13 protein-coding genes are annotated in these 13,527 nt (G+C 53.6%); 10 read left to right on the plus strand and 3 right to left on the minus strand.

The genetic code is table 11. The annotated features are described in order from the left end of the window. Window positions 1-17: 17 nt before the first annotated feature. Window positions 18-2,438 carry a glycerol-3-phosphate 1-O-acyltransferase PlsB gene (plsB, locus tag OGX67_RS04485; protein WP_257651899.1) on the minus strand — a complete coding sequence of 807 codons (2,421 nt, stop codon included), beginning with the start codon at window positions 2,436-2,438 and terminating at the stop codon, window positions 18-20. Between the two features lie 171 nt (window positions 2,439-2,609). Between plsB and OGX67_RS04490 the strand changes: the two genes are divergently transcribed. The 4 genes from OGX67_RS04490 (at window position 2,610) to OGX67_RS04505 (ending at window position 5,493) form a co-directional block, all read left to right on the plus strand. After that, the gene (locus OGX67_RS04490; RefSeq protein ID WP_003031701.1) at window positions 2,610-2,978 is read left to right on the plus strand and encodes a diacylglycerol kinase; all 369 of its coding nucleotides are present in this window, start codon (window positions 2,610-2,612) and stop codon (window positions 2,976-2,978) included. A 109-nt stretch (window positions 2,979-3,087) separates the two neighbouring features. Beyond that, on the plus strand, window positions 3,088-3,696 hold the full coding sequence (lexA, locus tag OGX67_RS04495; RefSeq protein ID WP_003031703.1) for a transcriptional repressor LexA: 609 nt from the start codon (window positions 3,088-3,090) through the stop codon (window positions 3,694-3,696). 131 nt (window positions 3,697-3,827) lie between these two features. Further along, a complete protein-coding gene (gene dinF, locus OGX67_RS04500; RefSeq protein WP_106672462.1) occupies window positions 3,828-5,147 on the plus strand; it encodes an MATE family efflux transporter DinF in 1,320 nt (439 codons plus the stop codon). A 136-nt stretch (window positions 5,148-5,283) separates the two neighbouring features. Then, complete coding sequence (locus tag OGX67_RS04505; RefSeq protein ID WP_003031706.1) at window positions 5,284-5,493, plus strand: CsbD family protein; 210 nt, start codon at window positions 5,284-5,286, stop codon at window positions 5,491-5,493. 48 nt (window positions 5,494-5,541) lie between these two features. Here the strand turns inward: OGX67_RS04505 and zur are convergent, their stop codons facing one another. Further along, complete coding sequence (zur, locus tag OGX67_RS04510) at window positions 5,542-6,060, minus strand: zinc uptake transcriptional repressor Zur (RefSeq protein WP_003031709.1); 519 nt, start codon at window positions 6,058-6,060, stop codon at window positions 5,542-5,544. 115 nt (window positions 6,061-6,175) lie between these two features. On the opposite strand from zur, the gene OGX67_RS04515 reads away from it, so the two are divergent. The 3 genes from OGX67_RS04515 to pspG all read left to right on the plus strand — a co-directional run bounded on the left by OGX67_RS04515 (window position 6,176) and on the right by pspG (window position 8,146). Continuing rightward, entirely contained in the window at window positions 6,176-6,664 is a 489-nt protein-coding gene (locus OGX67_RS04515; RefSeq protein WP_003031710.1) for a cupin domain-containing protein, read from the plus strand. Between the two features lie 107 nt (window positions 6,665-6,771). After that, complete coding sequence (gene dusA, locus OGX67_RS04520; protein ID WP_071696324.1) at window positions 6,772-7,770, plus strand: tRNA dihydrouridine(20/20a) synthase DusA; 999 nt, start codon at window positions 6,772-6,774, stop codon at window positions 7,768-7,770. A gap of 133 nt (window positions 7,771-7,903) precedes the next feature. Further along, complete coding sequence (pspG, locus tag OGX67_RS04525) at window positions 7,904-8,146, plus strand: envelope stress response protein PspG (protein ID WP_003031713.1); 243 nt, start codon at window positions 7,904-7,906, stop codon at window positions 8,144-8,146. Window positions 8,147-8,447: 301 nt separating this feature from the next. On the opposite strand, the gene OGX67_RS04530 is transcribed toward pspG, so the two are convergent. Next, window positions 8,448-9,431 (minus strand): quinone oxidoreductase, encoded by a 984-nt coding sequence (locus tag OGX67_RS04530; protein WP_257651898.1) that lies wholly within the window; start codon window positions 9,429-9,431, stop codon window positions 8,448-8,450. A 64-nt stretch (window positions 9,432-9,495) separates the two neighbouring features. Here OGX67_RS04530 and dnaB point away from each other — a divergent pair, with 64 nt between their 5' ends. The 3 genes from dnaB (at window position 9,496) to tyrB (ending at window position 13,329) form a co-directional block, all read left to right on the plus strand. Then, window positions 9,496-10,911 (plus strand): replicative DNA helicase, encoded by a 1,416-nt coding sequence (dnaB, locus tag OGX67_RS04535; RefSeq protein WP_003826610.1) that lies wholly within the window; start codon window positions 9,496-9,498, stop codon window positions 10,909-10,911. A 16-nt stretch (window positions 10,912-10,927) separates the two neighbouring features. Further along, the gene (gene alr, locus OGX67_RS04540) at window positions 10,928-12,007 is read left to right on the plus strand and encodes an alanine racemase (protein WP_003031716.1); all 1,080 of its coding nucleotides are present in this window, start codon (window positions 10,928-10,930) and stop codon (window positions 12,005-12,007) included. A gap of 128 nt (window positions 12,008-12,135) precedes the next feature. After that, window positions 12,136-13,329 carry an aromatic amino acid transaminase gene (gene tyrB / locus OGX67_RS04545; protein ID WP_257651897.1) on the plus strand — a complete coding sequence of 398 codons (1,194 nt, stop codon included), beginning with the start codon at window positions 12,136-12,138 and terminating at the stop codon, window positions 13,327-13,329. The last annotated feature ends 198 nt before the right edge of the window (window positions 13,330-13,527 follow it).

Here is a 13,527-nt window from a genome sequence, read left to right on the forward strand (position 1 = left end):
GACCGGTTTTTTTATGCTTACTCGCTCTGTGTGGCGCTCTCGATGGTCAGACGCACATCCGATGTGACCAGTTCGGCCAGCATCTGATAGATCTTCATCGTCTCTTCCGGCTCGGCATCACCGGTGTCGCTGATGAATCCCTCGTCACGCAGCGTCAGCACCAGAGAGCTGAACACCGCTTTATCGAAGAATTCCGGCGCGTTAATGCCGTGCAGCACTGAGAGGCGTTGTGCCACGGTGCGGCTCTCTTTCTCCAGCGTACCGCGGTTGATGGACGGGTTGGCGCTAAGTAGCCAGAAGGTGATAGCGTAGCGTTGCAACGTCTCGCGAGCACCCGCAGCCAACAGCTGCAGCGTACGGGAGCGGGCAGGATTAATATGCAGCTCGCCATCCTGTAGAGTAATCAGTCCCTGGCGCTGCATTTCGCTGGCCAGTTCGTCAATCACCCCGGCAAGCTCATCGCGCTCCCAGCGCAGGAACAACTCGGCTTTCAGCATCGGGTACAACGCATCAATATGCTGCTGTAGCGCGACGCGTGAAATACGACGATGCTGAGTCACAATGGCTGCCATCAACGAAGGCAGAACCAGCATATGCGCAATGTTGTTGCGGTAGTACGTCATCAAGACCGCCTGCTCGCGCGGCAGAATAATGATGTCACCGATGGTGTCTTTCTCGACCTCAAACTTGTTCATCTGCAAGGCGTGGTCGATCAATTCACTGGCGCTCTGCGCAGGAACGGTTGAGTCCGCCGCGTACGGCACGTTGCGCAGCAGGCTCAGGTAGCAGTCGAGCTGCTCGGTTAACTGTTCACGGGTCAGAGAGCGCTGGCGGGAAGCCAACAGCGCAGTACAACACAGGTTCATGGCGTTGGCCGCGCCAGCGTTGTTAATGCGTACCATCAGATCGGCAGCAATGTTATTCACCGTCGGCGTCAGCCAGGCCGGACGGATAGACTCGATAGGGTCAATAGATTCACGCCATTCTGGCACATGCTGGTTGAGGTAAGTCATCAATGGCATTGGTTCACCAAAGTTGACGTAGCCCTGACCCAGGTTACGCAGCTTGCTTAAGCCACGCAGCATTTGTGGCAGACTTTCTTTCTCTTTCGTCGCGCCACGCAGCTCTTTGGCGTAGGTGCCCACTTCCATTACGTGCTCGTAGCCGATGTAGATCGGTACGAGAGTAATAGGACGCGTACCGCCGCGCAGCATCGCCTGAATAGTCATCGACAGGGTGCCGGTTTTCGGGTCGAGCAAACGACCAGTACGTGAACGTCCACCCTCGACAAAGTACTCAACCGAGTAGCCGCGGCTGAACAATTCGCCCAGGTATTCGCGGAATACGGTGGAGTAGAGCTTGTTGCCCTTGAAGGTACGACGAATAAAGAATGCGCCCAGACGACGGAAAATCGGCCCCGCTGGCCAGAAATTCAGGTTGATACCGGCTGCGATGTGCGGCGGAACCAGACCCTGGTGGTACAGAACGTACGACAGCAGCATATAGTCCATATGGCTGCGGTGGCACGGAACGTACACGATTTCATGCCCATCGTGCGCCAACTGGCGTACACGTTCAGCATTGTGAACGTTAATCCCCTGATACAAACGGTTCCAGGTAAAGCCCAGAATACGGTCCGTCAAACGGATCATTTCGTAGGAGAAGTTGGCGGCAATCTCTTCCATCAGCGCAATGGCATTTTGCTGCGCTTTTTCGTGGGAGATTTTTTTACTGCGCGCTTCATCTTCTACCGCGCGAGCGATCGCTTTTGAAGCTAACAGCTTATTAAACAGATCCTGGCGGGCAGGGAGGCGCGGGCCGACAGCGGCCAGGCGCTGGCGAGCAAAGTGCATACGCGCCACGCGTGCCAGCTTCTGGGCAATGATCTTATCCGTACCGTGTTCATCCGCCATACGACGCAGAGAGACTGACGGGGAGAAGCGGACAAAACTGTCGCGACCCAGCCAGGACACCGCAAAGAATTTCTGTACGCCGTTTAGCATACGTAACGGCGGATTAACTTCACCTTTTTCACGCCCTGGCGCACGGCCAAACATCACCGAAACCGGCACCATCTGCACATCCAGGTCTGGATTGCTGCGATGTAAGTCGAGATAGTTATGGAACAGCTTGATGGACTCTTCTTTTGGCGTGTAATAGGTGAACACACGTGGGCCGCCGTGAATAAACACGTAGCGCGGCAGTAAAGTCCCGTCTATCTCCAGCGGTTCCAGGGGATCGGGGAGATCGTGCACCAGACATTGGGCACGCAGCGTCAGCAAGTCTGCTTTTGAATTGTACGGTAGGACGTACATAATGGGACGAGACGTATCGAGTCCCAACTCCGGGGCAGGTTCTGCCGGAATAGACTTGCTTTTTACCAGGACGCTTAATGGTAAATTCAGTAATTTGTAGTAAATTCGTGGCCAGCCGGACATAAACGATGTAAAGCCTCTGGTTAATAATGCAAATGCGCTGCAAGGATATCAGAAAGTTTAGTGAATTTCTGTGGTATCCGGTCATACTTCGCGCTGCTTTGCCACACCCTGAAACAAACGGGGTAACGTTACAATGACATTGACGCTAATAATGTAAAAAGGTTCTTTTTGATGGCCAATAATACCACTGGATTTACCCGAATTATCAAAGCTGCAGGCTATTCCTGGAAAGGTTTTCGCGCCGCATGGATCAATGAGGCGGCATTCCGCCAGGAAAGCGTTGCCGTACTACTGGGCGTAGCCATCGCCTGCTGGCTGGACGTCGATGCGATTACCCGCGTGCTGTTGATTGGTTCCGTGATGCTGGTGATGATCGTTGAAATCCTCAACAGTGCGATTGAGGCGGTGGTTGACCGTGTTGGCTCTGAGTATCACGAACTTTCCGGTCGGGCGAAAGATATGGGGTCGGCGGCAGTGTTGCTGTCTATTTTCGTTGCTCTGATCACCTGGGGCATCCTGTTGTGGTCGCATTTGCGATAAGGATTCCACATCTTTATAAATCTCCTGTTTTTTGTGCAGTTTGCGGTTCCAAAATCGCCTTTAGCTGTATATACTCACAGCATAACTGTATATACACCCAGGGGGCGGAATGAAAGCGTTAACGGCCAGGCAGCAAGAGGTGTTTGATCTCATTAGAGATCACATCAGCCAGACAGGTATGCCACCGACGCGTGCGGAGATCGCGCAGCGTTTGGGGTTCCGTTCCCCAAACGCAGCTGAAGAACATCTGAAAGCGCTGGCGCGTAAAGGTGTGCTGGAAATTGTATCTGGCGCATCGCGCGGTATTCGACTGCTGCAGGAAGAAGAAGAAGGATTACCGCTTGTCGGCCGCGTGGCGGCAGGCGAGCCACTTCTGGCGCAGCAGCACATCGAAGGCCACTACCAGGTCGATCCCTCATTGTTCAAACCGAACGCCGATTTTCTGCTGCGCGTTAGCGGTATGTCGATGAAAGATATTGGTATTATGGACGGTGATTTACTCGCGGTGCATAAAACTCAGGACGTGCGTAACGGTCAGGTTGTTGTTGCCCGTATTGATGACGAAGTTACGGTTAAGCGCCTGAAAAAGCAGGGCAACAAGGTTGAACTTCTGCCAGAAAATAGCGAATTTAAACCTATCGTTGTCGACCTGCGTGAGCAAAGCTTCACCATTGAAGGGCTGGCGGTAGGTGTCATTCGTAACGGTGAATGGCTCTGATTTTCTGCTGAATCTCTGTAGGCCGGATAAGACGATTACGTTGCCATCCGGCAATGTGCCCGGTAGCGCTGCGCTTGCCGGGCCTGCATCACATTGTCCAGTACGTCTAACTTCTTCTCAGGCCCTCCTGTATGCCTTTCTTTACCTCTTCTGATAAAGCACTCTGGCACCTCGCCTTACCGATGATCTTCTCCAATATCACTGTTCCCCTGCTGGGACTGGTGGATACCGCGGTGATTGGTCATCTGGATAGCCCGGTCTATCTTGGCGGTGTTGCGGTTGGTGCTACGGCAACCAGTTTTCTCTTTATGCTGCTGCTTTTCCTGCGCATGAGCACCACGGGTCTTACTGCGCAGGCATTTGGTGCGAAAAATCCTCAGGCGCTGGCGCGCGCACTGGTGCAGCCGCTAATGCTGGCGCTGGGCGCGGGGTTGCTTATCGCACTGTTTCGTACGCCGATTATCGATGTAGCGCTGCATATTGTCGGGGGAAGTGAAGCGGTACTGGAACAAGCCCGGCGTTTCCTTGAAATCCGCTGGCTCAGCGCACCCGCCTCGCTGGCTAATCTGGTGCTGCTCGGCTGGCTGCTTGGCGTTCAGTATGCGCGTGCGCCGGTTATCCTGTTGATTGTTGGCAATATTCTTAACATTGTGCTCGATTTATGGCTGGTGATGGGCCTGCATATGAACGTGCAAGGTGCGGCACTGGCGACGGTGATTGCTGAATATGCCACCTTACTGATCGGCCTGATGATGGTGCGCAAAGTCCTGCATATGCGCGGAATTTCGCTGGCAATGCTGAAGCAGGCGTGGCGTGGCAACTTCCGCCGTTTGTTGGCGCTTAACCGTGACATCATGTTGCGCTCGCTGCTGCTGCAGCTCTGTTTTGGCGCTATCACGGTGCTGGGTGCACGTCTGGGAGGCGATATTATTGCGGTTAATGCCGTTCTGATGACTCTGCTAACCTTTACCGCCTACGCGCTGGATGGATTTGCCTATGCCGTGGAAGCGCATTCGGGCCAGGCCTATGGGGCGCGAGATGGTGGCCAGTTACTGGACGTCTGGCGGGCGGCCTGTCGGCAGTCCGGTATTGTGGCTATTCTGTTTTCTCTGGTTTATGCCCTGTTTGGCGAGCAGATTGTTGCGCTACTGACCTCGCTGCCGCAAATCCGACTACTGGCCGATCGCTATCTCTTCTGGCAGGTGGTGTTACCGCTGGTGGGTGTCTGGTGTTATCTGCTCGACGGCATGTTTATTGGCGCGACGCGCGCGGCAGAAATGCGCAACAGTATGGCCGTTGCCGCAGTGGGATTCGCCTTAACGCTGCTGACTTTACCGTGGCTGGGAAATCATGGCTTGTGGCTGGCGTTAACCGTTTTCCTCGCGCTGCGTGGGCTTTCACTGGCCTTTATCTGGCGACGCCACTGGCGTAATGGAACCTGGTTCGCCTGAGCAGGATGGTTAAAAATTCCGAATAGTAAATAAAACCCAGAATCCCTGACTACACTTATTCTCACGTCCAGAGAAAACAGCATGTGTCTGGACATGGCACTCTCGCTATTCACAACCTAACGATGAGGACTTGATGATGAATAAAGACGAAGTCGGCGGCAACTGGAAGCAGTTTAAAGGTAAAGTGAAAGAGCAATGGGGCAAACTGACCGATGATGATATGACGGTCATTGAAGGTAAACGTGACCAACTGGTCGGTAAAGTCCAGGAGCGTTACGGTTACGCGAAAGATCAGGCGGAGAAAGAAGTTAACGATTGGGAAAAACGTAATGATTACCGCTGGTAATTAACCCCTCCCTCCTGAGAGTACAAGGATGTACGCTCTCCCGCTTACCTAGCGCCCAACTTTCTTCTTCACCTGAATCGTATGGTCATGCTGGCACTCGCCAGGATGGCGGCATGACTCAACTTCTACACAGGCCGGACACAGCCCGTGTGCTTCAATAACATTATGTCGCAGAGCAAAACCCATTTTGGCCGCCAGCGTATGCATGATGTCTTCCACACCTTCTGCGCACTCTTCTTTTACCACGCCACAGCGGTCGCAAATGAACATTGCGGAACTGTGGGTTGGCTGATCGAACAGATGGCAAAGGACATAGCTGTTGGTGGATTCCACCTTATGCACAAACCCTTGTTCCAGCAGAAAATCGAGCGCGCGATACACGGTTGGCGGCTTGGCCTGCGGCTCGGTTTCCCGCAACAGGTCGAGCAGGTCATAGGCGCTGATAGCCCCTTCCTGCAGGCTCATCAGGCGCAGCACTTCGAGACGCTGTGGCGTAAGCCGCACGTTGCGTTGCGCACAGAGTTTTTCAGCTTGAGCCAATAACTCTTGCGTAGTGGTTTTGTCCATTTGGCGCCTCGATTTGCGTGGAAGGTTAATCCCTTACTTTAACATGTTCTGCTTAAAACGCCGAGATCCACCGCGGTGTGCTATACCTGACGCATCGCAATACTGGAAAATAACCATGAAAAGACCCGATTGTATTCGACACTGGCGTGAGGTTGAGGGGGCTGATGACTCCACTTATCCCGACAGCGATGAGCTATTTGCTATTGGCGCGCCGCTTGCCCGCAAGTTGGGGTTAGGACGACTCGGCATTCATCATGAACGCCTGCCGCCGGGTCGGCGCACGTCGTACCCGCACGCTGAAAGCGATGAGGAAGAGTTTATCTATGTGCTGGAAGGTTATCCTGAGGCCTGGATTAACGGGTATTTATGGAAGCTAGAACCGGGCGACAGCGTCGGTTTCCCGGCAGGTACGGGCGTGTGCCATACCTTTATCAATAATACCAGCGAAGAGGTGCGTCTATTAGTCGTGGGTGAGGCGAACAAAAAATATAACCGCATTTATTATCCGCTTAACCCGGTCTATGCCGCTACACGCGAGGATCGCTGGGTCGACCATCCGCCGCAGTTTTTCGGATCACACGACGGAAAACCGGGGCGTAAATAGCGTTTGTTGAGGGGCAGAGGGAGTGAGCCGCGAGGATGTGGCTCACTATCGTAACGGTCTATGCTATAGTAGCGCCCCTTTTTTAACCGGATGCTTGAATATTCGCCATGCTGCCTGAATCTCAGTCTACCGCTTTTCCCGCTCATCGTTTTTCTATCGCGCCGATGCTCGACTGGACGGACAGACACTGCCGCTACTTTTTGCGCTTACTGTCCAGCCAGACGTTGCTCTATACGGAGATGGTAACCACCGGCGCGATCATTCATGGTAAAGGCGATTATCTGGCGTATAGCGAAGAAGAGCATCCGGTCGCATTGCAACTGGGCGGGAGCGATCCGGCGGCGCTGGCGCAGTGCGCAAAGCTCGCTGAACAGCGGGGTTATGACGAAATCAATCTCAACGTGGGTTGTCCTTCCGACCGCGTGCAGAATGGCATGTTTGGCGCTTGCCTGATGGGGAATGCGCAACTGGTCGCCGATTGCGTCAAAGCAATGCGCGACGTGGTGTCGATTCCGGTAACGGTGAAAACGCGTATCGGCATTGATGACCAGGACAGTTACGAATTCCTCTGCGATTTCATTAACACGGTATCTGGCAACGGCGAATGTGAGATGTTTATCATTCACGCCCGCAAGGCCTGGCTGTCCGGGTTAAGCCCGAAAGAAAACCGCGAAATTCCACCGCTGGATTATGACCGTGTTTATCAGCTAAAGCGTGATTTCCCGCATCTGACGATGTCGATCAACGGCGGCATTAAATCGTTGGAAGAAGCGAAAATTCATCTGCAACATATGGATGGCGTGATGGTAGGGCGTGAAGCTTATCAAAACCCAGGAATTCTGGCGTCCGTTGACCGCGAGATTTTTGCAGTTACCAGCGAAGATACCGATCCGGTTACCGTGGTGCGCGCCATGTACCCGTACATTGAGCGTGAACTGAGTAAGGGAACCTATTTGGGACATGTGACGCGCCATATGTTGGGGCTGTTTCAGGGGATCCCTGGGGCTCGTCAGTGGCGTCGCTATCTGAGCGAAAATGCGCATAAAGCCGGGGCAGATATTAACGTACTGGAGCACGCGCTGAAGCTGGTGGCAGACAAGCGTTAAGTTTTCACCAAAAGTTAGTTAATTTCACCACGCCCTGCGCTTTGTCGCGGGGCGTTTTCTTTATAAATCAATGCATTATTTTTGGCATGTTTCTTGTAAAACAATGGAGAGAATTTCATTTCGGGAGAGAGCCATGCTGGAACTACTTTTTGTGATTGGATTTTTTATCATGCTGATGGTCACCGGCGTATCTTTGCTGGGCGTTCTGGCCGCATTGGTCGTAGCCACTGCAGTGATGTTTCTGGGCGGACTATTTGCCTTGATGATTAAACTGTTGCCCTGGCTGCTACTGGCTGTTGCCGTGGTGTGGGTTATCAAGGCGATAAAAGCGCCAAAAGTCCCACAGTATCAGCGCAATAACCGTCGATTTTACTAAGGTATTGAGCGGTGCGTCACAACCTGCAACATTGCCTTTAGAACCAAATAGGAATTGATTATCAAATCTGTCACTATTGCCAGGTTAACGAATTCATCGAGCTGTACCCTACATACAGCCGAACTAAAAAAAGAAAGGGCTTCCCACGGGAAGCCCTAATTCTTTACTTCCCCGTCATAATTCAAACCGCAGGTGTGTTGGCTGCTTTCATTCACCCCAGTCACTTACTCCAGTAAGCTCTTGGGGATTCATTCAATTGCCGCCTTCCTGCAATTTGAATTATTTAGGGGAAGTCGAAGCATTATGGGATTAGCAAACTCGATCCCTGCGTTGCCCGGCTTTCCAGTACTTCATGAGCACGCTGTGCATCGTGCAGTGCGAACGTCTGACCAGGCGCGACATCCACTTTGATTACTCCGCTGGCAATTAGCGAGAATAGCTCATTGCTGGCTTCGGTTAATTCGCGGTGATTGGTGATATACCCCTGGAGTGAAGGACGGGTCACGTACAGCGAACCTTTCTGGTTCAGAATACCTAAGTTCACGCCAGTCACCGGCCCGGAAGCATTACCAAAGCTGACCATTAGTCCCCGGCGCTGTAAACAATCCAGCGAGGCTTCCCAGGTATCTTTCCCCACCGAGTCATACACCACCCGTACTTTTTTCCCGCCGGTTATCTCTTTCACTCGCTCAACTATGCTTTCTTCACGATAGTTAATGACCTGCCATGCGCCGGCCTGCAGCGCAATTTGCGCTTTTTGCGCACTGCCGACGGTACCAATCAGCTTCGCGCCCAATGCTTTTGCCCACTGGCAGGCAATCATCCCGACGCCGCCCGCAGCCGCATGGAACAAAAACGGCTCATCAGGCTGAATTTCATAGGTTTTACGCAGCAGATAAAAAACGGTTAACCCTTTCAGGAATGAGGCTGCGGCTTGTTCAAATGAGATAGCGTTGGGTAGGATGGCGGCTTTATCGGCCGGAACGTTATGCACTGAGCTGTAGGCACCAAGGGCAGACTGGGCGTACACCACGCGATCGCCAGCTTTAATGTGTGTCACTTTGCTGCCGACTTTGCTGACTACGCCGGCAGCTTCGGTACCCAGGCCGCTGGGCAGAGATGGCGGCGGATAAAGACCACTGCGGATGTAGGTGTCGATATAGTTGATCCCAATAGCTTTGTTCTCGACCTGGATTTCGTTTTCCGCCGGGTCTACGGGGGTAAACTCCACCGCCTTGAGTACATCAGGGCTACCATGCTTGTGAAATTCAATACGTGTTGCCATGCTTCCTCCAAAAGAAATGTGGTAATCTTTCGACCCAATCATTATCTCGGTAACTCCATTCACTATGGCAGGAAATAAACCCTTCAACAAACAACAGACTGATGCTCGTGAGCGCGATCCCCAGGTCGCCGGGCTGAAAGTACCGCCGCACTCGATTGAAGCGGAACAGTCGGTGTTGGGCGGTTTAATGCTGGATAACGAACGCTGGGACGATGTCGCCGAGCGTGTGGTGGCGGAAGATTTTTATACCCGGCCGCACCGGCATATCTTCACGGAAATGCATCGCCTGCAGGAGATGGGGAAACCCATCGATCTGATTACGCTGGCAGAGTCGCTGGAGGTTCAGGGACAACTGGACAGCGTCGGCGGTTTTGCTTACCTGGCTGAGTTGTCTAAAAATACGCCAAGTGCGGCGAATATTAGCGCTTATGCGGATATCGTCCGCGAACGTGCCGTTGTTCGTGACATGATTTCGGTTGCGAACGAAATCGCGGAAGCCGGGTTTGATCCGCAAGGCCGTTCCAGTGAAGATCTGTTGGACCTTGCTGAATCCCGTGTCTTTAAAATCGCGGAAAGCCGCGCAAATAAAGACGAAGGGCCGAAAAATATTACTGATGTGCTCGACGCCACCGTCGCGCGTATCGAGCAGCTGTTCCAGCAGCCGCACGACGGCGTCACCGGGGTGAACACCGGTTATGACGACCTCAATAAAAAGACGGCGGGTTTGCAGCCGTCAGACTTAATTATCGTCGCCGCGCGTCCGTCGATGGGTAAAACAACATTTGCGATGAACCTCGTCGAAAATGCGGCGATGTTGCAGGATAAGCCGGTTCTTATCTTTAGTCTTGAAATGCCCTCGGAACAGATCATGATGCGTTCCCTGGCCTCGCTCTCACGCGTAGACCAAACCAAAATCCGTACCGGTCAACTGGATGATGAAGACTGGGCACGAATTTCCGGAACAATGGGTATTTTGCTGGAGAAACGAAACATCTATATTGATGACTCCTCCGGCCTGACGCCAACGGAAGTGCGCTCGCGTGCCCGTCGTATCGCCCGTGAACATGGCGGTATCGGACTTATCATGATCGACTACCTGCAGCTGATGCGCGTGCCGTCGCTCTCCGACAACCGTACGCTGGAAATTGCAGAAATCTCCCGCTCGCTGAAAGCGTTAGCGAAAGAATTGCATGTGCCGGTGGTGGCGCTGTCGCAGCTTAACCGCTCTCTGGAACAACGCGCCGACAAGCGCCCGGTTAACTCGGATCTGCGTGAATCCGGCTCCATCGAACAGGATGCCGACTTAATCATGTTTATCTATCGTGATGAGGTTTATCACGAAAACAGTGACTTAAAAGGCATCGCCGAAATTATTATTGGTAAGCAGCGTAACGGTCCGATCGGTACGGTGCGCCTGACGTTTAACGGACAGTGGTCCCGCTTCGACAACTATGCCGGTCCTCAATATGATGATGAGTAATTTCTAAGGAATACAAATGCAAGCGGCAACTGTAGTCATTAACCGCCGCGCTCTGCGACACAACCTGCAACGTCTGCGTGAACTGGCTCCTGCCAGTAAACTGGTTGCGGTCGTGAAAGCGAACGCCTACGGCCATGGTCTGTTAGAGACCGCGCGAACGCTCCCTGATGCGGACGCTTTTGGTGTCGCTCGTCTTGAAGAAGCCCTGCGGTTGCGAGCGGGAGGGATCACGCAGCCCATCCTGCTGCTGGAGGGATTTTTTGATGCCTCCGATCTGCCGACTATTTCCGCGCAGCGTCTGCATACAGCCGTCCATAACCAGGAGCAGCTCGAAGCCCTGGAAGCCGCTAATCTGGTTGAACCCGTTACCGTCTGGATGAAGCTCGACACCGGTATGCACCGCCTGGGCGTACGCCCTGAGCAGGCCGAGGCGTTTTATCAGCGCCTAACGCAATGTGAAAATGTGCGCCAGCCGGTCAATATCGTCAGCCATTTTGCGCGCGCAGACGAACCTGAATGCGGCGCGACCGAAAAACAGCTCGATATCTTCAACAGCTTTTGCGAGGGCAAACCTGGGCAGCGTTCGATTGCCGCATCGGGCGGTATTCTGCTGTGGCCACAGTCTCACTTCGACTGGGCGCGTCCGGGACTGATTCTGTATGGTGTGTCGCCACTGGAAAACCACTCTATCGGCGCCGATTTTGGCTGTCAGCCGGTGATGTCGTTGACCTCCAGCCTGATTGCGGTGCGTGAGCACAAAGCGGGCGAACCGGTTGGCTATGGTGGAACCTGGCAGAGCGAGCGCGACACGCGTCTGGGCGTGGTGGCAATGGGCTATGGTGATGGTTATCCGCGCGCGGCGCCGTCTGGGACGCCGGTACTGGTCAATGGCCGTGAAGTGCCGATCGTCGGTCGCGTTGCGATGGATATGATCTGCGTCGATTTAGGCCCCGAAGCGCAGGATAAAGCCGGCGATTCGGTGATTCTGTGGGGGGAGGGACTGCCCGTTGAACGCATTGCTGAAATGACGAAAGTAAGTGCTTACGAACTTATTACGCGCCTGACCTCAAGGGTGGCGATGAAGTATATCGATTAGCAGAATGATGTGCTGGACAGGCGGTTACGCCGCCTTCCGGCAATATTACCCTCAACATCCTCTCGATCTTCTCCCGCTTCCGGTTTATTGTGTTCTTAACCCTTGCCTGTAAACCTGGAGAACCACACGTGTTTCAGAAAGTTGACGCCTACGCCGGCGACCCGATTTTATCGCTCATGGAGCGCTTCAAAGAAGATTCACGTAGCGACAAAGTGAACCTCAGCATCGGCCTGTATTACAACGAAGACGGAATTATTCCTCAGCTTAAAGCGGTGGCGGAAGCGGAAGCTCGACTTAATGCCAAACCGCATGGTGCTTCGCTGTATCTGCCGATGGAAGGTCTGAACACGTATCGTCATACTATTGCGCCGCTGCTGTTTGGCGCAGATCATCCGGTTCTCCAGCAGCAGCGCGTCGCAACTATTCAGACGCTGGGCGGCTCCGGTGCGTTAAAGGTTGGCGCAGACTTCCTGAAACGCTATTTCCCTGATTCTGGCGTATGGGTCAGCGATCCGACCTGGGAAAACCATATCGCAATTTTTGAGGGGGCAGGATTCGAAGTAAGCACTTACCCCTGGTATGACGACACGACTAACGGCGTGCGTTTCAACGACCTGCAGGCAACGCTGAATACCTTACCGGCGCGCAGCATCGTGCTGCTGCATCCGTGCTGTCATAATCCGACGGGCGCGGATTTAACTCCTGCGCAGTGGGATAGCGTTATTGAGATCCTGAAAGCACGCGATTTGATTCCGTTCCTGGACATTGCTTACCAGGGCTTCGGTGGTGGAATAGAAGACGACGCCTATGCGATTCGCGCCATTGCCAGCGCCGGATTGCCCGCTCTGGTCAGTAACTCATTCTCGAAGATTTTCTCCTTGTACGGCGAGCGTGTCGGCGGACTGTCTGTAGTATGTGAAGATGCTGATACCGCCAGCCGCGTTCTGGGGCAGCTAAAAGCGACGGTGCGTCGTAACTACTCTAGCCCGCCAAACTTTGGTGCGCAGGTAGTTGCCGCGGTACTGGGTGATGACGCGCTGAAAGCCAGCTGGCTGGCGGAAGTCGAAGAGATGCGTACCCGCATTCTGGCGATGCGTCAGGAGCTGGTTAACGTATTGAATGCAGAGATCCCGGGCCGTAACTTTGACTACCTGCTGCAACAGCGCGGTATGTTCAGCTATACCGGGCTTAGCGCAGCCCAGGTTGATCGCCTGCGCGATGAGTTCGGTGTGTACCTGATCGCCAGCGGTCGCATGTGCGTAGCTGGGTTGAATCACGGTAACGTGCAGCGCGTGGCAAAGGCATTTGCCGCCGTCATGTAACCGGCTTTGTATGTTGCCGGATGGCGGCGTAAATGCCTTATCCGGCCTACAAAGGTATATGGATTTTCGTTTGGAGGCCTGATAAGCGTCGCGCCATCAGGCACGCTTTCCTGTGTGATCGTGCTCCTTTTCCAGGGCAAAACCAGAGAAAATCCTTCCTTTCCCTCCCCCTAAGGGGTAAGGTCAGATAGTTTTTTG

The organism is Citrobacter sp. Cf118 (genome assembly GCF_030334095.1).
Lineage (GTDB): Bacteria > Pseudomonadota > Gammaproteobacteria > Enterobacterales > Enterobacteriaceae > Citrobacter > Citrobacter freundii.